This is a genomic window from Pseudoduganella sp. R-43 (assembly GCF_049913255.1).
Classification (GTDB): Bacteria; Pseudomonadota; Gammaproteobacteria; order Burkholderiales; family Burkholderiaceae_D; genus Rugamonas.
On the sequence record NZ_CP183988.1, the window covers coordinates 514,174 to 537,832 of the forward strand.

General features: G+C 63.0%; 19 protein-coding genes and 1 tRNA gene. 15 read left to right on the forward strand and 5 right to left on the reverse strand.

Annotation, left to right across the window (positions count from 1 at the left end):
- Positions 1–89: 89 nt before the first annotated feature.
- Positions 90–2,102, forward strand: coding sequence for a M13 family metallopeptidase (locus ACN9M3_RS02465; RefSeq protein ID WP_426320344.1), 2,013 nt, complete (start codon positions 90–92; stop codon positions 2,100–2,102).
- Between the two features lie 185 nt (positions 2,103–2,287).
- Here ACN9M3_RS02465 and ACN9M3_RS02470 read toward each other — a convergent pair whose 3' ends face one another.
- Positions 2,288–2,830, reverse strand: coding sequence for a c-type cytochrome (locus tag ACN9M3_RS02470; protein WP_426167225.1), 543 nt, complete (start codon positions 2,828–2,830; stop codon positions 2,288–2,290).
- A gap of 152 nt (positions 2,831–2,982) precedes the next feature.
- Between ACN9M3_RS02470 and ACN9M3_RS02475 the strand changes: the two genes are divergently transcribed.
- A tRNA-Arg gene (locus tag ACN9M3_RS02475) sits at positions 2,983–3,058 on the forward strand.
- Between the two features lie 15 nt (positions 3,059–3,073).
- Here ACN9M3_RS02475 and ACN9M3_RS02480 read toward each other — a convergent pair.
- Both ACN9M3_RS02480 and ACN9M3_RS02485 read right to left on the reverse strand, forming a co-directional pair.
- Complete coding sequence (locus tag ACN9M3_RS02480) at positions 3,074–3,739, reverse strand: tetratricopeptide repeat protein (RefSeq protein ID WP_426167227.1); 666 nt, start codon at positions 3,737–3,739, stop codon at positions 3,074–3,076.
- A gap of 50 nt (positions 3,740–3,789) precedes the next feature.
- Entirely contained in the window at positions 3,790–4,554 is a 765-nt protein-coding gene (locus tag ACN9M3_RS02485) for a helix-turn-helix transcriptional regulator (RefSeq protein ID WP_426167229.1), read from the reverse strand.
- Between the two features lie 84 nt (positions 4,555–4,638).
- Between ACN9M3_RS02485 and ACN9M3_RS02490 the strand changes: the two genes are divergently transcribed.
- The 6 genes from ACN9M3_RS02490 (at position 4,639) to ACN9M3_RS02515 (ending at position 9,833) form a co-directional block, all read left to right on the forward strand.
- On the forward strand, positions 4,639–5,064 hold the full coding sequence (locus tag ACN9M3_RS02490; protein ID WP_426167231.1) for a VOC family protein: 426 nt from the start codon (positions 4,639–4,641) through the stop codon (positions 5,062–5,064).
- A gap of 208 nt (positions 5,065–5,272) precedes the next feature.
- Positions 5,273–6,232: a polysaccharide deacetylase family protein gene (locus ACN9M3_RS02495; RefSeq protein ID WP_426320348.1), complete on the forward strand. Its 960-nt coding sequence runs from the start codon at positions 5,273–5,275 to the stop codon at positions 6,230–6,232.
- Entirely contained in the window at positions 6,229–7,179 is a 951-nt protein-coding gene (locus tag ACN9M3_RS02500; RefSeq protein ID WP_426167235.1) for a GNAT family N-acetyltransferase, read from the forward strand. Before ACN9M3_RS02495 ends, ACN9M3_RS02500 begins: the two co-directional genes overlap by 4 nt.
- Entirely contained in the window at positions 7,176–7,730 is a 555-nt protein-coding gene (locus ACN9M3_RS02505) for a GNAT family N-acetyltransferase (RefSeq protein WP_426320350.1), read from the forward strand. Before ACN9M3_RS02500 ends, ACN9M3_RS02505 begins: the two co-directional genes overlap by 4 nt.
- Positions 7,731–7,790: 60 nt before the next feature.
- Positions 7,791–8,780, forward strand: a complete 990-nt coding sequence (locus ACN9M3_RS02510; RefSeq protein WP_426167239.1) for an acyltransferase family protein — start codon at positions 7,791–7,793, stop codon at positions 8,778–8,780.
- Between the two features lie 66 nt (positions 8,781–8,846).
- Complete coding sequence (locus ACN9M3_RS02515; RefSeq protein ID WP_426320352.1) at positions 8,847–9,833, forward strand: acyltransferase family protein; 987 nt, start codon at positions 8,847–8,849, stop codon at positions 9,831–9,833.
- Here ACN9M3_RS02515 and ACN9M3_RS02520 read toward each other — a convergent pair.
- Positions 9,830–10,753: an AAC(3) family N-acetyltransferase gene (locus ACN9M3_RS02520; RefSeq protein WP_426167243.1), complete on the reverse strand. Its 924-nt coding sequence runs from the start codon at positions 10,751–10,753 to the stop codon at positions 9,830–9,832. The genes ACN9M3_RS02515 and ACN9M3_RS02520 overlap by 4 nt on opposite strands.
- Positions 10,746–11,939: a hypothetical protein gene (locus tag ACN9M3_RS02525; RefSeq protein ID WP_426320354.1), complete on the reverse strand. Its 1,194-nt coding sequence runs from the start codon at positions 11,937–11,939 to the stop codon at positions 10,746–10,748. The genes ACN9M3_RS02520 and ACN9M3_RS02525 overlap by 8 nt, the downstream gene beginning before the upstream one ends.
- Before the next feature lie 215 nt (positions 11,940–12,154).
- Between ACN9M3_RS02525 and ACN9M3_RS02530 the strand changes: the two genes are divergently transcribed.
- From ACN9M3_RS02530 to prsK, 7 genes are all read left to right on the forward strand, one after another.
- On the forward strand, positions 12,155–13,597 hold the full coding sequence (locus ACN9M3_RS02530) for a lipopolysaccharide biosynthesis protein (protein ID WP_426320356.1): 1,443 nt from the start codon (positions 12,155–12,157) through the stop codon (positions 13,595–13,597).
- 195 nt (positions 13,598–13,792) lie between these two features.
- Positions 13,793–15,400: a methyl-accepting chemotaxis protein gene (locus ACN9M3_RS02535; RefSeq protein WP_426320358.1), complete on the forward strand. Its 1,608-nt coding sequence runs from the start codon at positions 13,793–13,795 to the stop codon at positions 15,398–15,400.
- Between the two features lie 123 nt (positions 15,401–15,523).
- Positions 15,524–17,428, forward strand: coding sequence for an asparagine synthase (glutamine-hydrolyzing) (gene asnB / locus ACN9M3_RS02540; RefSeq protein ID WP_426167251.1), 1,905 nt, complete (start codon positions 15,524–15,526; stop codon positions 17,426–17,428).
- Between the two features lie 319 nt (positions 17,429–17,747).
- Positions 17,748–19,037: a nucleotide sugar dehydrogenase gene (locus tag ACN9M3_RS02545; RefSeq protein WP_426167253.1), complete on the forward strand. Its 1,290-nt coding sequence runs from the start codon at positions 17,748–17,750 to the stop codon at positions 19,035–19,037.
- 32 nt (positions 19,038–19,069) lie between these two features.
- On the forward strand, positions 19,070–20,125 hold the full coding sequence (locus tag ACN9M3_RS02550) for an SDR family oxidoreductase (protein WP_426167255.1): 1,056 nt from the start codon (positions 19,070–19,072) through the stop codon (positions 20,123–20,125).
- Positions 20,126–20,194: 69 nt separating this feature from the next.
- Entirely contained in the window at positions 20,195–21,598 is a 1,404-nt protein-coding gene (locus ACN9M3_RS02555; protein ID WP_426167257.1) for a TIGR03013 family XrtA/PEP-CTERM system glycosyltransferase, read from the forward strand.
- A gap of 15 nt (positions 21,599–21,613) precedes the next feature.
- Entirely contained in the window at positions 21,614–23,650 is a 2,037-nt protein-coding gene (gene prsK / locus ACN9M3_RS02560) for an XrtA/PEP-CTERM system histidine kinase PrsK (protein ID WP_426167259.1), read from the forward strand.
- Positions 23,651–23,659 lie beyond the last annotated feature (9 nt).

Here is a 23,659-nt window from a genome sequence, read left to right on the forward strand (position 1 = left end):
GCAGGGTCAGACAGTGGCCCCGCGACTGCCATGTTTCGGGTGTCAGACCCTGAGGGTCTGACACCGGTTTACCGGTTCTAAAGGACCCCATGAAAAAACACCTCCTCGCCGCCGCCGCTGCAGCGCTGTTGGCAACAATGGCCAGCGCCGCCGACAAATCCGGCATCGAACTCCAATACGTCGACCCCGCCATCCGCGCCCAGGACGACTTCTTCAAGCACCTGAACGGCAAATGGCTGGCCACCGCCGAAATCCCCGCCGAAATGTCCAGCTGGGGCGTCTTCGAAAAACTGTTCGAAGACATCCAGCCGCAACTGCGCAAGATCATTGAAGACAGCGCCCAAAGCGCCGACACCGCCGACAAGAAACGCATCGGCGACTTCTACGCCGCCTTCATGGACGAAGCCCGCCTGGAACAACTGGGCGTAGCCCCCATCCAGCCCGAACTGGCCCGCATCGCTGCCCTGAGCGACAAGAAGGAACTGCCAGCCCTGTTCGCGTACCACAACCGCCGCAACTTCGCGGCGCCAATGGACATCGGCATCCACCAGGACAACAAGGACTCCACCAAATACGTGGTGGACTTCGTGCAATCCGGCCTGGGCATGCCAGACCGCGACTACTACCTGAAAAAAGACGACGCCAAGATGGCTGAAACGCTGGCCAAATACCGGGCCACCGTCGAAAAAATGCTGGCGCTGGCCGGCGACACCAACGCCGCCGCCAACGCCAAAGCCATCGTCGCCTTCGAAACCAGGATCGCACAACTGCACTGGACCAAGGTCGAGCTGCGCGACCCGGTCAAGGCCTACAACAAGGTGCCGGTCGCCAAGCTGGGCGAACTGATGCCGCACTATGACTGGAACGCCTACCTGACCGGCCTGGGCATCGCCGGCAAGGTCGAATACGTGATCGTCAGCCAGCCAAGCTACCTGAAAGCGCTGGACAAGCTGCTGGCCGAAACCGCGCTCGACACCCTCAAGCCCTACTTCGCCTGGAACGTCATCCGCGCCAACGCACCGTTCCTGTCCAACGACTTCGTCGAAACCAACTTCGAGTTCTACGGCAAGCAACTGGGCGGCGCCACCGAGAATCGCCCACGCTGGAAGCGCGGCGTCACCGCCACCGAAAACGCGCTTGGCGAAAGCATCGGCAAGGTCTACGTCGAGCAGCACTTCCCGGCCGCCAACAAGGCGCGTATGGAAGAACTGGTGAAGAACCTGCTGGCGGCCTACAAGGACAGCATCGACAAGCTGCCCTGGATGAGCGCCAAGACCAAGAACGAAGCGCAGGCCAAGCTCGCCAAGTTCACGCCGAAAATCGGCTACCCGAACAAATGGCGCGACTATAGCGCGCTGACCATCGACCGCAACGACCTGGTTGGCAACGTGAATCGCGCCACCGAGTTCGCAGTGCAGAAGGAACTGGACAAGCTAGGCAAGCCAATCGACCGCGACGAATGGGGCATGACGCCGCAAACCGTCAACGCCTACTACAACCCTGAACTGAACGAGATCGTATTCCCTGCCGCCATCCTGCAGCCGCCGTTCTTCGACGCCAACGCCGACGACGCAGTGAACTACGGCGCCATCGGCGCCGTGATCGGCCACGAGATTTCGCATGGTTTCGACGACCAGGGCGCGCAATACGACGGCGACGGCAACCTGCGCGACTGGTGGACCAAGCGCGATCACGCCAACTTCAAGGCCAAGACGCAGATGCTGGTCAAGCAGTATGGCGCCTTCAGCCCGGTCAAAGGCTACAAAGTGAACGGCGAGCTGACGCTGGGCGAGAACATCGCCGACAACTCCGGCCTGGCGATTGCGTACAAGGCCTACAAGCTGTCGCTGGGCGGCAAGCCAGCGCCGCTGATCGACGGCTTTACTGGCGAACAGCGCTTCTACCAAGGCTGGGCGCAGGCATGGCGCGCCAAGTCGCGTGACGCGGCGCTGATCCGCCAGGTCACCACCGACCCGCACTCGCCCGAAGAATTCCGCGCCAACGGCAGCCTGCGCAACCAGCCGGGCTTCTACGACGCGTTCGGAGTGAAGAAAGGCGACAAGATGTACCTCGCACCGAAAGAGCGCGTAATTATCTGGTAAACCGATAGAGCGGGTCAGGTTATGCGCTTTTGACTTTCGCAACAAGTCAAAAGCCTTAAACCAACACCATCAGCCACAGCACAGACGGGGTCTGACCCTGTGGGTCAGACCCAGGTTTACCGGTTCAAAAAGGCAAAAAAAAACCGCTCCAATCGAGCGGTTTTTTTAAACGCGGGAGAAAGAGCTCAGCCCTTGCCAGGCTCCGCAGCCGGCGCCTCAGCAGCCGGAGCAGCCTGCTTCACCTCAGGCTCCTTGAACTTGCCACCAGACTTATTCGCCATGAACACAACAGCGCGCGCCACTTCCACATCATCCAGGTCCGGGTTGCCGCCCTTGGCAGGCATCGCACGCAGGCCTTCCAGAGCGTGCTTCACAACAGTGTCATAACCCTGAGCAATACGAGCACCCCAAGCGCCGTTATCGCCGACCTTAGGTGCACCAGCAGCGCCCGAAGCGTGGCAAGCTGCGCAAGTCGCAGTGTAAACAGCCTCGCCGGTCTGCAGCACTTTAGGCGCGTTGACATCCTTCAGGGTAAAGCCGTTATCCGCAACAGGCTTCAGGCGAGCAGCAACAGCTTCCGCGCTCTGGCTTTCCGAACCCGCGCCAGTCAGTTTTTCCTGGGTCACAAACTGCACCAGCAAAACGATGCCAATGATGGTAACAGCGAAGAAACCTACAACGGCAGCGACCAGCTGCTTTGGCGTTCTGATAGCGGATTCGTGGCTCATGATTTCCTTAGGACAGTTTTCGAAAGCTGCTGGAGGGTTATCTTTTTGGCATTTTTAACGCCGCGCCCTCGTCAAACCTGCGATTATAGACGGAAACCCCTAGCTATGGAATGGATTTCCGGCTATCCTTCGTGTCTCTTCAGCATCAGCAAGCGGCTGTAGCTCAGTGGATAGAGTATCGGCCTCCGAAGCCGAGGGTCGTGGGTTCGATCCCCGCCAGCCGCGCCAATTTCCCCGCATTTTTCATGCCCATTTGTGATGGGAACCATAACTTCGCCGTTTGGCAAAGTTATGCGTCCAATCGCCGGCTGCCCGCAAGTACCAGCGCGCCGCTTCCTCCTCGTTTTTCGCGACACTGTCTCCCCGTTCAAACCAATTCGCGATCATCAATGGCGCCATCGCATCATTCAGCTGATATGCAAGGGTTGCATACTCAATAGCACTTGCCATATCGATTGATCCGAACTGGCCAGTTTGATACATCACGGCGAGTTGAGTTGCAGCGAAACCAAAGCCGAGTTTGGCTGAACTCAGGTAGTGCGCCCGCGCTTGATCAAGGTGCACAGGTAGGCCTATCCCTCGCTGGTAAAAGGCCCCCATTTCAAAGTGTCCAAGGGCACTTTCGCAAGCCACCGCCATGGCTGCCCACTCAAGCGCCTTTTCAGCCGACCTTGATTGGCCGAGACCTGCCAAACTAAAGCGGGAACATATGCACATTGCAAACGGAGAACCCGCTTCGGCTCCCTTGCGGAATATTTCATAGTTGTTCTGCGCTGTAGCGCGATCCCATTTCGTTTTGTCTTGCAAACAAATATCGATCCACAAGGGGTCGAGCAACTCGCTTTGCACGGCGAAGCCAAGTGTAGGGTCGACGTTTCGCAGTACTGATTGCAGGGTCGCGTAATCCATAAATTTCGTGAATATCGGCCGGCGGTGGAGCCAAGGCCAACGTGGCAACGCTATGCGCTCAACCTGGTTGTCTCGGCAACCAGTGTATGCAGTGGACCCAAAGAGGGGGGCCGAGCTACTGATTCCTCGTCCAACCTGGTCAGATAACTGCGTAACAGCGCGGCGCGGTGTGGACGGAAGCTGATACCTGCAGTAGCCACCGTCGTAATCCTGTCCACGCGAAAAATGCGAAAGTCATCCCGCAGGCAGCAGCGCGCCAGCACCACAAGCATCCGATCCAAATACACGATCGCCAATGGCCAGATGGTGCGATGGGTCGCAATGCCATTGCCTGCGACGTAAGCGATCTCCAACGCCTCCTCGCGCCAGCATGCTTTGCGTATCAGGTCCATGTCAATGTTATCCGGATCAACCAGCTTTGCCTGGTCATCGAAGCGGTGCGCGCGCGATACCGCATGCAGCACATGCTGTTGCCCTGCCGATGGCAGCGTTGCCGCTACCTTGCTCAGCACCGCATCAGCTGCCGCGGCAAGTGCCGGGTCGCCCATCTGCCGGACTTGCGCCAGCCCCAACGTCAGGGCCTCGATCTCGATGCGGGAGAAGGTGCGCGGCCGCAGGCTGCCATCGTCGACCAGGGTATAGCCGAACCCCGGCTCGCCTTCGATGTCGGCTCCGCCTGCGCGCAAGGTCTCGATATCGCGGTAGACCGAACGCACCGATACCCCGGTTTCGCGTGCCAATTGTTCGCCCGTGACGGGCGTGGACAGCGTGCGCAATGCTTGTAATAGAAGGAAAAGTCGTTCGGATCGGGACATTTGCCACTGACAGAAATTGGCAGGAGGGGTGCTTATAGTATCACCGTAGCAAACCAACCCTTAAACCGATTGAAAGAGTCCCGTATGTCCATCCGTACCGTAATTCACTTGAATTTCCAGGGCAAAGCTCGCGCCGCGCTGCAGTTCTACGCCGATGTATTCAAAGGTGAGCAGACGTTTGTCACCTATTCCCAAGCCGGCCGGGCCCAGGATGCCGCCGATCCAGAGCACATCGTGTGGGGCCAGGTCACAGGTGAAGACGGCATCGCGCTGATGGCTTACGACGTGCAGGCTGGTCTCGACTGGCATCCCGGCGACAAGGCCTTTTTTGTTTCGCTGCGCGGCGACAAGCCCGACGCCATCCGCAGCCTGTGGGAAGGCTTGGCCGCGGACGCCGAAGTCATGCACGCGCTGGCTCCAAGCCAATGGTCGCCGCTGTACGGCATGCTGCGCGACCGATTTGGTGTGACCTGGGTTGTGGACGTGTCTGTCCCATGGCCTTCGGCGTAACTGAGGCCGTAGCGCCGGCGCCTGCAAGCCTGGCGGACCGGGACATGCTGAAACTGTGCGTAAGCATTCTGGTGACATTACAGTTGCGTCCTGCCGATAACGCCTCCATTGCAAGAAATAATTGATGTTCGCTACAAGCCTGGGTTGCGCCGCCCTTGGTCAATCGTTAATATTGTGTAAATTTTGTTAACCAGAAGCTGGCGCGCGCATGCTGGATGTATTGATTACTGTCGATGTGGAGATCTGGTGCGATGGCTGGCAAGACATCGATGCCCGCTTTCCGGACGCCTTCCGTCGCTACATCCATGGCCCCACGGCAGGCGGTGACTACGGCTTGCCTTACCAGCTTAAAGTGCTGTCCGACCATGGCCTGAAGGGCGTGTTCTTTGTCGAACCGCTGTTCGCCGCCCGCTTCGGCCTCCAGCCGCTGGCGGAAATCGCCGGTATGATCGAGGCGGCCGGCCACGAAGTGCAGTTGCACCTGCATACCGAATGGGTGGACGAGGCGCGTGAGCCGCTGCTGCCATCGGTGGCCGGCAAACGCCAGCACCTGCGCTACTTCTCCCTCGACGAACAGACCATCCTGATCCGCAAGGGCAAGGCCATGCTGGAGCAGGCCGGGGCTACGAACGTGAACGCTTTCCGCGCCGGCAGCTTCGGCTTCAACCGCGACAGCCTGCGTGCGCTGGCCGCCAATGGCCTGCCGTTTGACAGCAGTTACAACGCCACCTTGATGGGGCCGGACAGCGGCGTCATGCCTGGCACCCTGATGACCGATCCGGCCAGCTGCGACGGCGTAACGGAATATCCGATGACGGTGTACCGTGATGGCCGCGGCTTGCGCCACGCGCAACTGACCTCCTGCTCGTCGGCGGAGCTGGAAGGCTTGCTGTGGCAAGCGCTGGAGCAGGGCCGCCAAGCGTTCGTCCTCCTTTCGCACGGCTTCGAGCTGCTGAATACGGCCAAGACCCGCAGCGACCCCGTGGTGGTGCAGCGCTTCCGCCGCCTCTGCCAATTCCTGGAGCAGCACAGTGACAGTTTCCGCACCGCCGGCTTTGCCGGCCGCCAGCAAGCCGTGCCAGGCATCCAGCATGGCCCGCTGACTTCCCCATTTCACCGCACTGGCATGCGCATGGTGGAACAGGCTTACCGCCGGAGGTATGGATGAGCCGCTGGGAATTGCGCCAGGTCCCGTTCAGGTTCCAGCTCAGCGACCTGACCCTGGCCAGCTATGCGCTTCCGCTGCAGGTGCGTCCGGAAAAGCTGGGCGCCCCGCTGCGGCAATCGCAATCGCTGCACGCCCCCGTGCAGGAGTTGCTGCCCGGTAGCCAGGGCTTCGTTGAACGCGGCGTTCCGCTTGACGAGCAGGCGCCGCCGTTCCGCAAGGCCGGCGACTACCTGTGCTACGTGCCGCAGCATTACCGCCATTGCTTCATCGACCTTGGGATGGGCTTTGCAGCCTATCAGGCCAAGTTCTCCTCCAAGACCCGCGCCACCATTGTGCGCAAGGTGCGCAAGTTCGCCGAACAGACGGGCGGTGAACTGCGCTGGAAGAGCTACCGAACGCCGGAAGAAATCGACGCTTTCCTGCAACTGGCCTTGCCGCTGTCGCGCCGTACCTACCAGGATCGCCTGCTCGATGCCGGCCTGCCGGCCAGCGAATCGTTCCGCCAGCAGGCGCGCGCCTGGGCTGCCGATGACCAGGCGCGCGCCTACCTGCTGTTCGATGGAGAACGTGCCGTGTCCTACTTGTTCTGCCCGGCCAGCGATGGTGTGCTGAGCTACTCCTACCAGGGTTACGACCCCGAGTACATGAAGATGTCCGTCGGCACCGTGCTGCAATGGCTGGCGCTGGAAGATTTGTTTAACGAAGGCAAGTTCCGCTACTTCGACTTCACCGAGGGCGAAACCGAGCACAAGCGCCTGTTTGCGACTGAGCAGCGCTTGTGCGCGAATATCTTCCTGGTGCGCCGCAGCCTGGCCAACAGCCTGCTGCTGCGCGCGCATTTCGCGATGAACCTGCTGTCGGGGTGGCTGGGCCGCATGGTTGAGCGCTTCGGGCTGAAGGCGCGCTTGAAGCGCATGCTGCGTTTTGGCCGGGTTGCGGCCGTATGAAAGCGCTGCTCAAGCAACTGGCCCGGGCGGTGCTGGGTGATTATTCCATCTACCGCGTGCTGCAACGTCGTGCCAGCGCAGGGCCGGCGCCGATGCCGCCGCAGGCAGCGGGTTTTGTGATCGGCCCGGTGCAGCGTGCCGAAATCGAGGCGTCGCCCGATCCGGTCATGCGCGAACAAGCCTTTTACGCAGGCGAGGGCGCACGTGCCTACGCCTGCCGCGATGGCGGCCAGATCGTCGGCCTGTGCTTCTACTGGTATGGTGAGCGCTACCTTCCGCGCGGCTTCTGGCCCTTGCAGGACAAGCAGGCCAAGCTGGTACAGATCATTACCGCGCCCGCCATGCGCGGGCGCAAGGTGGCGCCGGCATTGATCGCCGCCTCGGGCGCCGATATGGCGGCGCAAGGTTTTGACTGCCTGTTTGCGCGGGTGTGGCATAACAACCACCCATCCTTGCGCGCCTTTGCCGCGGCCGGCTGGACCCGCTGCGCCCTGGTAGTGGAACTCAATCCCTTGCGCCGGGCCCGGCCTTGGCGCCTGCGCTTCCCTTAAGATGGCCCAGCGTGTGAATTTCATGCAAGAATACGAACTCGACCATCGGGGTGCAGCGACATGATGAACAAACCGAACCTTGACCTGCTGCGTGCGGTCGCCGTGCTGTTCGTGCTGTTCTCGCATGTCTTCCGCACCGCATACGGCCAGGCTACGCCAGCTTCGTACGCGATGGGGCAGCTGGGCGTGATGATTTTCTTCGTGCATACCAGCCTGGTGCTGATGCAGTCGCTGGAGCGCCAGGATGCAAGCGGCACGGCCTTGTTCAAGCGCTTCTATATCCAGCGCATCTGCCGTATTTATCCCTTGTCGATGACCCTGGTGCTCGGCGTCTATTTCCTGATGGACCAGCACTGGACGTATTACGAATTGTTCACCAACCTGGCGCTGGTGCAGAACCTGACGTACACGCGGCTGATGAGCGACCCGCTGTGGTCGCTGCCGCTGGAAGTCCAGATGTATTTCATGCTGCCTTTCCTGTTCGTCTTCTTCCGCAACAGGCCGATCAAATGGCTGTTTGCATTCTGGCTGCTTTCGTTGCCGGTGGGGCTGCTGCCGCCCATCGTATCGCCGCGCTTTAATGTGTTGTCCTACGTCCCTTGCTTCCTGGGTGGGGTGATCGCCTGGCGCCTGGGCGACAGGGAGCGGCTGCCGGCCTGGCTATGGCCGCTGGCTTTGGGCCTTGCCAGCCTGGCCTACATCCTGTTTGCCGAGACGCGCACGCATTACTATTCGCGTTGGGCAGTCTGCCTGGCGCTGGGTCTCACGATCCCCTGGGTGCGCCAGCTGGGCACGCCTGTCCTGAATGGCGTCAGCAAAACCATCGCCAAGTACAGCTATGGCATCTACCTGTTCCATTATCCGATGCTGGCCCTGTGTTTCGATACGCTGGCCGGTTGGCATCCGGTGCTGCAGTGGAGCCTGTTCTGGGCCATGATGGTGGTCTTGCCTTACCTTGGCTACCATTTGATCGAACACCCGATGATCAAGCTGGGCGCGGCCTGGCGCGAACGCAAGGAACTCGGCGCGCGCCAGCTTACCGGCGCATGACCTAGCGCAAACCCCGGGCTCCGATCGTGGTGCAGACTGAAGTTCCTGCACCACGCGTCCGGAGCCATGATGTTCAAGCCGAACCTTGATTTCCTGCGTGCGCTTGCCGTGCTGCTGGTCTTGACGGCGCATATCGCCGGCTACACCATCCGCACCAATCCTGTTTCGTTCGCCCTGGGCCAGCTGGGCGTCATGCTGTTCTTTGTGCACACCAGCCTGGTGCTCATGCAGTCGCTGGAGCGCCAGCAACTGGACGGGGCGGCCCTGTTGCGGGCCTTCTACCTGCAGCGCGCCTGTCGCATCTATCCACTGGCAGCCGTCCTGCTGCTGGGCATCTACTTCTTCATGGATGCGCAATGGACGCCGTTTGAGCTGGCGGCCAACCTGCTGCTGGTCCAGAACCTAGTGTATGCGCGCTATATGTCGGTCGTGTTATGGACGCTGTGCCTGGAAGTGCAGATGTACCTGCTGCTGCCGCTCCTGTTCCTGCTGTTCCGGCGGCGGCCGCTGCGCTGGCTGGTGGCGCTGTGGCTGGTGTCGATTCCGCTGGCCCTGCTGCAGCCGCTGGTGACCGCGCGCCTCAGCCTGTTCGAGTTTGCGCCCTGTTTCCTGGCCGGGGTACTGGCCTGGCGCATGCAGGGCAGGGAGCGCTTGCCGGGCTGGCTGTGGCCGCCGTTGCTGGCGCTGGCATGCGCGGCGTTTGTCGCCTATGCGGAGCCGCGCGCCAACAACTACGGGCGCTGGCTGGTGTGCCTGGCGGTGGGGCTGGCGATCCCCTGGCTGCGCGAGATGTCGGCGCCGCGCCTGAACCGTGCCAGCAAGTTCATCGCCAAGTACAGTTATGGCATCTACCTGTTCCACCCGCCGCTGATGGGACTGGCGTTTCGCACGCTCGATGCGCTCCATCCCTTCTGGCAATGGAGCCTTTTCCTGTCCTTGCTGGTGCTGTTCACCGGCTTGGGCTATCACCTGGTCGAACTGCCGATGATCAGGCTCGGCGCGCGCTGGAGTGCACGCCGGGCTGGCGCCGCGATGGCGGCCCCGGCAGCCTAGGCCAGCGGCCGCGCTGCCAGTTGTTCCGGCGTGGAGTAGATGGTCAGGTTCTCGCCGGCGAGCCGCTGCAGGTGGTCGAAGAAGCCGCGCGCAGGAATCCACCACGATGGCGCTTCGCCGACCTGGCCGGCATGCAGCAGGCCGGCGCGCTTGAATTCGGCCATGAAATACTGGCGCAAGTCCTCGCGCGAGCGATGGTCGATGCGGCGTTGCGCCAGCTCGGGGTCGAAGGGGCGCAGGGGCACGTCGCTACGCTGCCCGGCCTGGTCGATGCATGGCAGGCGGAAAGTCTCCGCGCCCCATACCGGCACCGGGAAGGCGTCGCCCATGGCATCTTCCAGCACGTGGTAGAAGGTGACCGGGCCCATCGAAATGCCGAGGCCCAGCACCTTGGCATTATCGAGGCCGACAAAGCGCTGCCACGGCGAGCCTTCGCCGAACACCGATGGCGCGCGGTGGTGGGCTTCGGTCAGGTAGGCCGCATGGCGGCCCCAGGCGGAAACCGAATGCGTCGGGTGCACGCTGCGCGCGATGCCCGCGCTGGCCAGGAAGGCTTCCGGCAGGCGGCCCATATTGGTGCCGTGCTTGCGCACGTCGAACACATAATCCTTCATTTCGCAGGTGCCGCGGATCGAGCCGCCCGGCATGTAATAGGTCGGCAGCACCAGCGTGCCGTCCGGGCCGACCGCTTCCTGCAGTGCTTGCACCACGGTGGCGGCGCCGCCTTCCACATAGCCCAGGCTTTTCAGCGAGGAGTGGATGAAGACGGCGTCGCCCTTGGCAATGCCGAGCCTTGCCAGCCCTGCCACCAGCTCGTCGCGGCTGACGTGGCGCTGGCTCTGCTTGACTTCGCGGGCGCTGCTGCGCCGGCGCAGCTTTTCCAGCACGGCCTTGGCCAGGCGCTTGGCCTGCTTAAGCATTGCGGGCTTTCAGCAAGTCCTGTTCCAGCAGGTTGGCGTCGATGCAGAACTTGGCGGCCCAGTTCAGGAATTCGTATTCGCCGTAGGCGCCGTCGACCGGGAACGCGCCCTTGACCGCGCCGCGCGTCTCCTTCGGGCCGTCGACCTTGATGGTGCGGCGCACATAGTGGGTCAGCCGGCGGCCGGCGTCGAAATAGCGCTCCTCGCCAGTGAGCTGGTATAGCAGGAACAGGCAATGCGCATTCTGCACCGAGCCGGTCAGGCAGGCCCAGGTGGCGGCAGGGCGCCATTGGCTGTCCAGGCGGCCCGGCAGGAAGCCGTCGGGCCCGACGACTTCGAGCAAGGCGCTGCCGGTGCGCACGGCGGCTTGCAGCAGTTCGGGGCGTTTCGACAGCAGGTAGCCTTCCAGCACCCCGCGCAGCACATAGCCGATGGTGTGGCTCAGCGGATGGACCGGGTCGTTCAGGCAATTCGAGGCAAACCAGCCGTTGGGCTGCTGCTTGCCCAGCGCCCATGCCACCTGGCGCAGGCCGGCCTCGCCATAGCCGTGGCCCGGCGCCACGCGCTCGGCTTCGAACAGGCCCCAGGCGACATGGGTCTCATAAGCTTTTTCGCCCGGCTTGGCGAACGGCGTTGCATGCTTGCGCCAGCAGCCGTCTTCATCCAGCGAATCGCGCAGCCAGGCGGCGGCGCGATGCATGGCGTCCAGGTAGCTGGCATCGCCATATTCCCTGGCGCCGGCCGCCAGCCCGAGCAGGATCTGGCCGGTATTGAAGGTGACCGGCACGCGCGGGTTGGAATCGATGCGCCCGCCCTGGAAGCCGCCTTCGGCAAACTGGATCGCGACGAACCAGTCCAGCATGCGGCGCGCGCGCTGGTGCAATTCGGCGCTGCCCTGGCGGCGCGCCAGTTCGATCACGGTCGGCACGATGTAGCCGGTGGTTTCGGGGTAGGAAGTGGCCCAGCCCTTGACCAGGCTGAAGTCGCGCGCCACGCCGCCGTCGGCGGAGGCGGAATGGTCCTGGGCCGCGCCCAGCCAGTCGGTACAGGCGGCGATGACCGCCTCGATGCCCGGATCATGGGCCGGCAAGCCGCGCCGGTCGGCCTCGCGCTCGGCCACGGCGCCCAGCGGCAGCGGCGCCTCGGGGGTGAATTTGTTCTTGATCGAGCGCAGGAGCTGGAGCATTTGATTCCCGTTAAATGTTGTCAATTGACCATCATGATCATGCCAGCCGAGGGGGCGACTGTCAATTTCACGATTGCCGCGATCATATCATTAAGATAATATGCTGGACGTTTTGGCAATCCCGCACCGGACAGCCGCGCTTGCGGCACCGGGTTCGCTCCCTTATCCTGATTGCAATTCCTTTCCCTGCCTCGCCATGATTGCCTCGACTACCGATGAAATTCCAAACTGAGCTGGCGCGTGGCGTGAAGTGGGTGGCAGGGGCCAAGCTGGGCTCGCAACTGATTACCTGGGGCGTGACGATCTTCGTCATGCGCCTGCTGGCGCCTTCCGATTACGGCTTGCTGGCCATGTGCACCGTCGTGCTGGGCCTGCTTGGCATGTTTGCCGAGGTGGGCCTGGGCCCGGCCCTGATCCAGCGCAAGGAGATCAGCGAACAGGACCTGCGGCAAGCCATGGGCGTGGTCTGGCTGGTCAACCTCGTGCTTTTCCTGCTGACCAATGCATTGGCGCCGCTGGTGGCCGCCTTCTACGGTGAAGTGCGGCTGCAGCCGCTATTGCATGTGCTGTCCGTGCAATTCCTGCTGCTGCCGCTGGCGATTATTCCCGATGTGCGCTTGCAGCGCCGCCTGGAGTACAAGCAGCGTTCGCTGGTCGAACTGAGTGCCGCCCTGGTCGGCTCGCAAGCGACGCTGTTCATGGCACTGTCTGGCGCCGGCGTGTGGTCGCTGGTGGCCGGCATGCTGGCCACCCAGACCTGGCGCATGGGGGCGCTGAACTGGTGCGCGCCCGGCCAGCCGCGGCCGGACTGGTCCCTGGCAGGGATGGGCAAATTGCTCGGCTTTGGCGGCAGCCTGACCGCCACCCGCCTGTTGTGGTACAGCTTCATGCAGGCCGACGTGGCCATCGTCGGCCGCGTGCTGGGCGACCAAGCGCTGGGCTGGTACTCGGTCTCGATGCACCTGGCTTCGCTGCCGGTGCAGCGCATGGCAGGCATCCTGAACCAGGTGCTGTTCCCCATCCTGTCGCGCACCCAGCACGACTTGCCGGCCATCCGCGCCGGCGTGCTGCAGCTGCTGGGCTATATCAGCCTGCTGTCCTTTCCCATCCTGTGGGGCATGGCCAGCGTGGCGCCGGAACTGGTGAGCGTGGTGCTCGGCAAGGGCTGGGAAGGCGCCGTGCTGCCGCTGCAGGTGCTGTGCCTGATCATGCCCTTCCGCACCCTGGCCCAGATGCTGCCGACCGTCACCGATGCGCTCGGCCAGCCGGGCATCAATTTCCGCAATGTGCTGCTGTCCTGCATCGTGATGCCGCCCGCCTTCTACCTCGGCACGCGTTGGGGCATCCAGGGCGTGGCCTATGCCTGGCTGCTGGCCTACCCGGTGGTGCTCTTCATCAATATGCGCAGCATGCTGGCCGCCATCGGCGTCGGGGCGGAGGCGGTGGCGCGCCGCACCGGGCCGGCGCTGTTGTGCGCTGCCCTGATGTTCGGCGCCGTCACCCTGTTGCGTACACCGCTGGCGGCACAGGCGCGCGCCTGGGCCCTGGTGGCCGAAGTACTGGGCGGCATGCTGGCCTATGGCCTGGCCAGCCTGCTCTTCAACCGCAGCATGGTGGCCGAGGTACGCGGCGTGCTGCGCCGTCGCAGCCCGGCGTGATGGCAAATACGCCACAGCAGCTCATTGAATTTTCCTATTACAATTTTTGGTGAGTTTCCGCAGCGCATCATCTTCCTATACTTGACTGCATGATATGGCCAGGGACGCCCGCTTGCGTCCCGCCAGGCCATGCGGACCCCCGCTCCCGGTTCGTGCCAATTCTCCCCTGTAGATTGCCGAACAAGGAGCACTGCCATGCGCCTCAACACCCCTGTCACCAGCCAGGAGTTCATCCTGGACGACGGCAAGACCATCGTCTCGACCACGGACCTGAAGGGCAAGATCACCTACGCCAATCCCTACTTCATCGAAGTCAGCGGCTTTACTGAAGAGGAGCTGATCGGCGCGCCGCAGAATGTCCTGCGCCATCCGGACATGCCGGCCGAGGCGTTTGCCGACCTGTGGGCCACCATCAGGGCCGGCATGCCGTGGAGCGGCATGGTCAAGAACCGCTGCAAGAACGGCGACTTCTACTGGGTGTACGCCAACGTGACGCCGGTGATCGAGGCCGGCCGCCCGGTCGGCTATATGTCGGTGCGCAGCAAGCCCAGCCGCGAACAGGTGGCGCAGGCCGACCATCTTTACCGCGAACTGCGCGAAGGCAATCCGCGCCGCCTGCGCCTGGAACGCGGCCGCCTGCGCCGGCCGGGCTGGCGCCACTGGGCCGGCCGCTTGCGCGAGCTCTCGCTGGCCAGGCTGATCGGCATCGGCATGGGTGCGCTGAGCGGCTTCCTGGCCCTGCTCGCCGTGTCCGGCGCGGTGCAGGGCGCTCCGCTGTGGATGACGCTCGCCAATGCCGCCTTCAGCGTCTTCACGCTGGCCTTCTGGTATGCGCTGCAGCGCGCCATCGTGCAGCCGCTGCGCCAGGCGACGGGCTTTGCGCGCAAGATGGCCGGCGGCGACCTGACCGGTGTCCTCGAGATCGGCGCCGACAATGAAATGGGGCAGTTGCTGGCAGCGCTGCGCCAGACCAATGTCAACCTGCACAGCATCATCGGCGATGTGCGCAGCAACTTCGACGAGATCCAGACAGCCACCAGCGAAATCGCCAGCGGCAACCTCGACCTGTCCGGCCGTACCGAATCGCAGGCTTCGAGCTTGCAACAGACGGCGGCCAGCATGGAGCAGCTGACCAGCAATGTGCAGCAGAGCGCGGCCAGCGTGCACAGCGCCAATGAACTGGCCGGCCAGGCTTCCAGCGTGGCTGCAGCCGGCGGCTCCATCGTCTCGCAAGTGGTGCAGACGATGGACGACATCAGCCAGTCGTCGCGCAGGATCCTCGACATTATCGGCATGATCGACAGCATTGCCTTCCAGACCAATATCCTGGCCCTGAATGCCGCCGTGGAAGCGGCCCGCGCCGGCGAGCATGGCAAGGGCTTTGCCGTGGTCGCCACCGAAGTGCGCAGCCTGGCCCAGCGTTCGGCCACGGCCGCCAAGGAGGTCAAGCAGCTGATCGACAGTTCGATCGCGAAAGTCGACGCCGGCGCCAGGCTGACCAGCAACGCCGGCGCCACCATGAGCGAAGTGATCGAGTCGGTCGGCCGCGTTACCCGCGTCATGGACGAAATCCACCATGCCACCCAGGAGCAGAGCCGCGGCATCGGCCAGGTCAACCAGGCCGTGGTGCATATCGACGGCATCACGCAGCAGAATGCCGCCCTGGTCGAGCAAGCGGCAGCGGCTGCCAGCAGCCTGGCGCGCCAGGCCGAATGGGTGGCACAAGCCATTGCCGTGTTCAAGCTGAAACAGATCGCGGCGCGCAGCGCGTCCACGCCGCACGCGACCCTCATCCTGCAATAGTAAAAAGAAAACTATGTTTCCTCTTTGATATTGACGTTTATTGTGGGTAATATATGATAACTGCCGGTAATCACAACATTTGCCTGCTCCGAAGCTGGGCGTGTCCTTGCGAAAGAGTTGACTATGTGTGGACTGGTAGCAGTGCTCAACACCAACGGCCGTCCTGCCGAGCTGGCTCTGCTGAAGCGGATGAGCGACCTGATCTGGCATCGCGGGCCGGATGACGAAGGCCATTACCTGGCCGGGCCGCTTGGCTTTGGTTTCCGGCGCCTGGCCATCCTGGACCTGTCCCTGGCCGGCCACCAGCCGATGAGCTTGCCCGATGCCAGCCTGACCATCGTCTTCAACGGCGAAATCTACAACTACCTCGAATTGCGGCGCGAGCTGGAGGGCCTGGGCCACCAGTTCCGCTCCCGCAGCGATACCGAAGTCCTGCTGCACGCCTACCAGCAGTGGGGCCAGCAATGCCTGTCGCGCCTGAACGGCATGTGGGCCTTCCTGATCCATGACCGGCGCCGCAACCATGTGTTCGGCGCCCGCGACCGCTTCGGCATCAAGCCCCTGTACCGCTACCAGGACAGCTCGCAGGTGATGTTCGCCTCGGAAATCAAGGCCATTCGCGACTCGGGCCGCGTCAGCGTGGAGACCAACTGGCAGGTGGCGGCCGATTTCCTGGTGCATGGGGCGCAGGCGCTGGACTCCGGCCAGGCGTCGTTCTACCAGCAGATTCTCCCGGTCGGGGCCGGCTGTGCCTTCGAACTGGGCCTGGACGGCAGCTACCGCGAGTGGAGCTACTGGAGCGTGGCGCAGATCGCGCCGCGCCATGTGGCCGACCCGGCCGGCGAGTACGCAGCCCTGTTCGAAGATGCCATGCGCCTGCATATGCGCAGCGACGTGCCGGTTGCCGTGCACCTGTCGGGCGGCCTCGATTCCAGCGCCATCCTGTGCGAGGCGGCGCGCATCCGTGCCGCCGACGGCGCCAGCGACCCGCTGCGCACCTTCAGCTTCATGGACGAGGACTTTGACGAGCGCCGCTACATCGACGCCACGCTGGCCGAGACCGGCGCCCTCATGGAACCGCTGCATGCGAACGCGCGCCAGATCTGGGACGATTTGCCGCAACTGCTCTGGCACCAGGACGAACCGGTGCATTCGATGGCGGCGGCGGTCAGCTTCCAGCTCATGAAGCAGACCGCCGCGCGCGGCGTCAAGGTCGTGCTGAACGGGCAGGGCGCCGACGAGACGGCAGCCGGTTACCCGGCATTTTTCCGCCATTACTGGCACAGCCTGATGCGCGCCGGCCGGCCACTCCAGGCCTGGAACGAGATGGCTGCCTTTGTGCGCCACCACGGCGGCGCCACCGGCCGGCATTTCCGCGCCCAGCTCGAATTGGGCCTGCGCAACGCGCTCTCTGCGCTGCCGCCCTACCGCGCACTGGCGCTGCGGCGTGCCGGTGCTGCCGCCGGCGCCAGTCCGTGGCTGCAGCCGGAGCTGTGCCGCCATGCCCTGCCGCAGCCGGCGGCGCGCGACCAGCGCCTGCCGGCCACGCTCAGCAACGCGGTCACGGTGGCGCCCCTGCCGCTGTTCCTGCGGGTGGAAGACCGCAACGCCAGCGCCCATTCGATCGAAGGACGGGTGCCCTTCCTCGACTACCGCCTAGTGGAATTGCTGTTCCAGTTGCCGGACGAGTGGCATATGCGCGGCCACTGGAACAAGTACGTGCAGCGCGAGGCCCTGCGCGGCCGGATTCCCGAGCTGGTGCGCACGCGCGTCGACAAGATGGGCTTCCCGGTGCCATCGCGCCGCTGGCTGTGCGGCGCCATGTATGAAATGGCGCGCGACCTGCTCGCCAGCCGGGCCGCGCGCGAACGCGGCATCTACAACGTGCCGGCCTTGCTGCAAAAACTCGACCGCATGAAGGCCGACGAGGCCGAGCCTGCCATCCCGCTGTTCGATATCGTCGAGTTCGAACTGTGGTGCCGCATGGAAGCGCCCCAGTCCAGGCTGCAGTCCCGGATCGCGGCCTGAGCGCAGCCTGGGCTGTCGCGGAAAAGCCTTTGCCGAGGGGTAACTCGCATAAAGGCTGTGACAGGCGGGCCATCGTGGTGTAAAATTGACAATGAATGCCACAATTGCAATAAAGTTGACGGCCAAGTCAATGCTGACCGTGGCGCCGATCCAACTGTTCCACAAAGAAATGTTAAATGCGCGCAGAGCGAAAGCGACTGCATGCGGCCGGTTTTCCCCTGGAAATCGGGCGTTCATTGTGAACCCAGCATTGTAGTTGGCAGGCAGCTGTTATATGGTTAGCATAAGTGTAATAAGTAATTCTGATCAGGAACTAAACATGGATGACACAAAGGTAGTTGCTGTAGTTGGCCTCGGCTATGTCGGCCTGCCGCTGGCTGTTGAGTTCGGCAAGAAACGCAAGACTATCGGTTTTGACCTGTCGCAGTCCAAGATCGAGAATTACCGCCAGTTCTGCGATCCGACCGGCGAAGTGTCGGAAGCGGAATTGCGCGAAGCGACCCGGTTGCACGTGACCTACGATCCGGCCGCCCTGGCCGAAGCCGATTACATCGTGGTGGCCGTGCCGACCCCGGTCGACAATGCCCATTCGCCCGATTTCAGCCCGCTGGTCGGCGCCTCGACCACGGTCGGCAAGTACATGAAGAAGGGCGCCATCGTCGTGTACGAATCGACGGTCTACCCGGGCGCCACCGAAGAAGTCTGCATCCCCGTGCTGGAAAAGCATTCCGGCCTGAAATGGCCGCAAGATTTCAATGTCGGCTACTCCCCTGAACGTATCAATCCAGGCGACAAGCAGCACCGCCTGACCACCATCCTGAAGGTGGTTTCGGGAGATAATCCTGCAACGCTCGAAGAGGTTGCTAAACTATATGAATCGATAGTGACGGCTGGGGTATACCGGGCTTCCAGCGTGAAAGTTGCGGAAGCGGCCAAGGTGATCGAAAATACACAGCGCGACCTGAATATCGCGCTGATGAACGAGCTGGCAATCATCTTCGACAAGATCGGCATCGATACGCTGGAAGTGCTGCAGGCGGCTGGCACCAAGTGGAATTTCCTGCCTTTCCGTCCCGGCCTGGTTGGCGGCCACTGCATCGGCGTCGATCCTTACTACCTGACCCACAAGGCCGACATGATCGGCTACCACCCGCAGGTGATCCTGGCGGGGCGCCGCATCAACGACGGCATGGCCAAGTTCGTGGCCGAGAAGACCGTCAAGCAGATGATCGCGGCGGGCTGCCACATCAAGGGCGCGAAAGTGAACGTGCTGGGCCTGACCTTCAAGGAAAACTGCCCGGACTTGCGCAATTCGAAGGTGGCGGACGTGGTGTTTGAACTGAAGTCGTATGGCCTGGACGTGCATGTGCACGACCCGGTAGCCGATTCGGAAGAATCGGTGCACGAATATGGTATTCGCCTGGAAAGCTGGGACAGCCTGCCGCAAGCCGATGCGGTGGTGGCGGCAGTGTCGCACAAGGAATTGCTGGCGCTGTCGCTGGCCGACCTGTCGGCCAAGCTGAACCCGGGCGGCGTCTTCATCGACGTGAAATCGGCATTCAATATGGCAGGCCTGGAAGAAGCTGGATACAGCGTCTGGCGCCTGTAAGAAAAATATCAGGGAAGCCTGGGAGGGCTGTAGTGGGCAAGTTTGACGACGTGCGGCTGCACTTGCGTGGCCAGCGATACCATTGGCTGGTGACGGGTGCCGCCGGATTCATCGGCTCCAACCTGGTGGAGGCGCTGCTCAAGCTCGGCCAGCAGGTCACGGGCCTGGACAACTTCGCCACCGGCCACCAGCACAACCTGGACCAGGTGCGCGAAGCGGTCGGTTCCGCGGCCTGGGCTTCGTTTACCTTTATCGAAGGCGATATCCGCGACCTGGCGACCTGCCAGCAAGCCTGCGCCGGCAAAGCGGGTTTGCCGATTAATTTCGTCCTGCACCAGGCCGCACTGGGGTCGGTCAGCCGCTCGATCGACGATCCGCTGCTGACCCACGGCACCAATGTGACCGGTTTCCTGAACATGCTGGTGGCGGCGCGCGACGCGAAAGTGAAGCGCTTCGTCTACGCCGCGTCCAGTTCCACTTACGGCGACCATCCCGCGCTGCCGAAAGTGGAAGACACCATCGGCCGGCCGCTGTCGCCCTATGCCGTCACCAAGTATGCCAATGAACTGTACGCCGATGTCTTCGCGCGCACCTATGGCATGGAAACCATCGGCCTGCGCTACTTCAATGTGTTCGGGCCGCGCCAGGATCCGGAAGGCGCCTATGCGGCAGTGATACCGCAGTGGGTGTCGGCCCTGATCCGCAACCGTCCCCTGTTCATCAACGGCGACGGCGAAACCAGCCGCGATTTCTGCTTCATCGACAACGTGGTGCAAGCGAACCTGCTGGCAGCCATGGCCGACAAGCCGGGCGCTGCCAACCAGGTGTACAACGTCGCGCTCAATGAGCGCACCAGCCTCAACCAACTGTACCTGATGATGCGCGAGCTGCTGCAGGAGCGTTTCCCGCACCTGCTCCAGCACCAGGCGCAATACCAGGAATTCCGGGCCGGCGACGTGCGCCATTCGCAGGCCGATATCACCAAGGCGCGCGAGCTTTTGGGGTTCGATCCATCGCACCGTATCGGCGAGGGGTTGAAGGAGGCCATGGATTGGTATGTCCGCCACCTGGCCCCGCAAGACAGTTAACGAGACATGGCCGGAAGGCTCCGCGCGCTTTCACGGCCGGCATGCGCAGCAAAGCGGGAGGGAATAAAAATGCTAAGAATTTCCAATCACTACATTTCCAAGGTTGTCTTCAGCCTGCTTTTCCTGGAGGTGTTGATCCTGATTGGCTCGTTCTACGCTGGTGCTGGCCTGCGTTTTTTCGACGGTGACCAGTTCGCCATACCGAAGCTCGACCACTTCTTCATGTCGGCCTGCATTTTTGCGGCCGCCATCGTGTTCAGCATGTCTGCGCTGGGCATGTACCAGATCAATTTCCAGGAAGGCTTGCGCAATCCCTTCTTCCTGCAATTGATGCCTTCCTTCGCCATGGGCTTTTGCATCCTGACCCTGGTGTTCTACCTGGCGCCCGACCTGTATTTCGGGCGCGGCATCCTGGTGCTGGTGTTCATCATTTCCGGCGCCGGCATCCTGCTGGCGCGCGCCATGTTCATGAAGACATCGCGCACGCATTTCCTTGCCACCCGCATCATCTTCCTCGGCGGCGGCGCCCTGGCCAAGGAATGCGGCGAGCTGGCCACGCGCGAGACCAACTACCGCCGCTACGACGTGGCCGGCTATGTCGCGGTGCCCTCGGAAGAAATCTGCGTGGCGCAGAACCAGCTGCTGCGCCTGCCTGAGGGCGGTTCGCTGGTAGCGCTGGCAAACGCCCAGCGCGTATCGGAAATCGTGGTCTCGGTGCAGAACCGCCGCGGCGGCGCCTTCCCGATCAAGGAACTGCTCGAATGCAAGCTGTATGGCATCCAGGTCACCGATGCCGCCACCTTCTTCGAGCGCGAAACCTACCAGATCCGCGTGGAATCGGTGCAGCCTTCCTGGCTGGTGTTCGGCGGCGGCTTCGACCAGAGCTTCATGCGCACCTTCATGAAGCGCGCGGTGGATGTGCTGGCCAGCGTATCGCTGCTGGTGGTGTCCCTGCCGGTCATGATCCTGACCGCGATTGCCATCGTGATCGAGGATGGCGCGCCGATCTTCTATTCGCAGGAAAGGGTGGGCATGGATGGCCGCGTGTTCCGCGTCCTGAAATTCCGCAGCATGTTCAAGAACGCGGAAAAGAACGGCACGCCGCAGTGGGCCGCCAAGAACGACCCGCGCATCACGCGCGTGGGCAATATCATCCGCAAGCTGCGTATTGACGAACTGCCGCAGATCCTCAATGTGCTGAAGGGCGAGATGTCCTTCGTCGGCCCGCGCCCCGAGCGTCCTTACTTCGTCGAGCAACTGACGGAGCGCGTGCCTTATTACAATGTGCGCCACAGCATCAAGCCAGGCATCACCGGCTGGGCCCAGGTGCGCTATGGCTATGGCGATACGGTCGAAGACGCGCTGCAGAAACTGCAGTACGACCTGTACTACGTCAAGAACAACAGCCTGCTGCTCGACGTGCTGGTCCTGATCGATACCATCAAGGTGGTCATGTTCAGGGGAGGCCGTTAAGGACATGGAGGCCTGATGCCGACCAGTATCACCGCCTTCAGTTACGCCAGCGCTGCGCTGGCGTTTCTGTTATTTAGCGTGCTGGTCCTGACCGGCTGGCGCCAGCGCCCGGACCAGCGACCGCACCAGCGCGTGCTGGCCACGGCCTCGCTGCTGACCGTGCTGTGGGGTGCGGTGATGGCCAGCGCCACCGTGGTGCCGTGGGCGCCGTGGGTGCTGCACGGCGCCGAATGGCTGCGCAATGCGGCCTGGACGGCCGTGCTGCTGGCCATGCTGGGCCTGTGGCAGCGCGGTGCGCGCACCTTCCAGGCCAGCCTCGCCGTGTATGGCGCCATGCTGCTGGCCAGCCTGCTGGCGCAGCAACTGCCGGCCGGCCTGGGCTTCCACGTGCTGGCCATCGGCCGCCTTGGCATGGCGGTGCTGGGCATGCTGCTGGTGGAGCAGCTCTACCGCGACCGCAGCGTGCAGGTGCGGTGGGCCATGAAATTCATCTGCCTCGGCCTGGGTGCGCTGTTTGCCTACGATTTCTACCTGTACAGCGATATGCTGCTGCTGCGCGAACTCGATCCCGAGCTGTGGGCGGCGCGCGGCCTGGTCAATGCGCTGATCGTACCGCTGCTGGCGATTTCCCTGTTGCGGCGCGCCTCCTGGCCGGCCCAGCTGGCCGTCTCGCGCCGCGTGGCCTTCCATTCGGCGGCGCTGCTGGGCTCGGCAGTCTACCTGCTGGCGATGAGCATGGCCGCCTACTACCTGCGTTTCGTGGGCGGCTCCTGGGGCGGCCTGATGCAGCTGGCCTTCCTGTTTGGCGCCACCTTCCTGCTGGCGGGCGTGCTGTTTTCGGGGTCCTTCCGCGCCTGGCTGAAAGTGTTCATCAGCAAGCATTTCTACCGCTACAACTACGATTACCGCGAAGAGTGGCTGGCGTTTACCCGCACCCTGTCGGCTACCGGACCCAACCTGGGCGAGCGCACCATTTCCGCCCTGGCCGAGCTGGTGGAGAGCCAGGGCGGCGCCCTGTGGATACGCCGCGAACAGCGCTTCGAACCGCTGGCCTCCTGGCATGTGCAGGCCCAGCAGGCGAGCGAGCCGGCCGATTCGGCGTTCTGCCGATTAATGGAAAGCAAGCAATGGCTGGTGGAAGTCGCCGCCCACGACTTGCACGATCCGGAAGTGCCGTTGCCGGCCTGGCTGCTGGCCTTCCCCAAGGCCTGGCTGGTGGTGCCGCTCCTGCTGCAGGGCCGGCTGGCCGGCTTCGTGGTGTTGATGGCCTCGCGCAGCGAAGTCAAGCTCAACTGGGAAGTGCTGGATCTGCTGAAGATTGCCGGCACCCAGGCCGCCTCCTACCTGGCCCAGCAGGAGGCCGACAATGCCCTGATGCTGGCGCGCCAGTTCGACTCGTTCAACCGCCTGTCCACCTTCGTGGTGCACGACCTGAAGAACCTGGTGGCGCAGCTGTCGCTGCTGACCGCCAATGCGGAAAAACATGCCGACAATCCCGAGTTCCAACGCGATATGATGGAGACCGTGACCCTGTCGGTGCAAAAAATGAAACTGATGCTGCAAAAGCTCAGCCGTACCGCTTCCCCCGAGCGCGCCGTGCCGCAAGACCTCGGCACCTTGCTGGCGCAGGCCGTGGCGCTGAAGGCCGCCTTCGAGCCCAAGCCGTCGCTGCAGCTGGCCGATGCCGGCCTGAAAGTGCTGGCCGAAGGCGAACGCCTGGAAAGGGTGCTGGGCCACCTGATCCAGAACGCCATCGAAGCCACGCCGCGCGACGGCAAGGTGTGCGTGCGCCTGGCGCGCGAGGGCGACAGCGTGCTGGTGGAAGTGGCCGACACCGGCAGCGGCATGAGCGAAGAGTTCATCCGCGAGCGCCTGTTCAAGCCCTTCGATTCGACCAAGTCGGCCGGCATGGGCATCGGCGCCTTCGAAAGCCGGGAATACATCCACCAGCTGGGGGGAACGCTGCAGGTGCGCAGCACGCCGGAACAAGGCACCACATTCACGGTCAGCCTGCCGCTGTACCGCCAGCAAACCATTGAACAAGCCGCCTGAAGGCGCGAG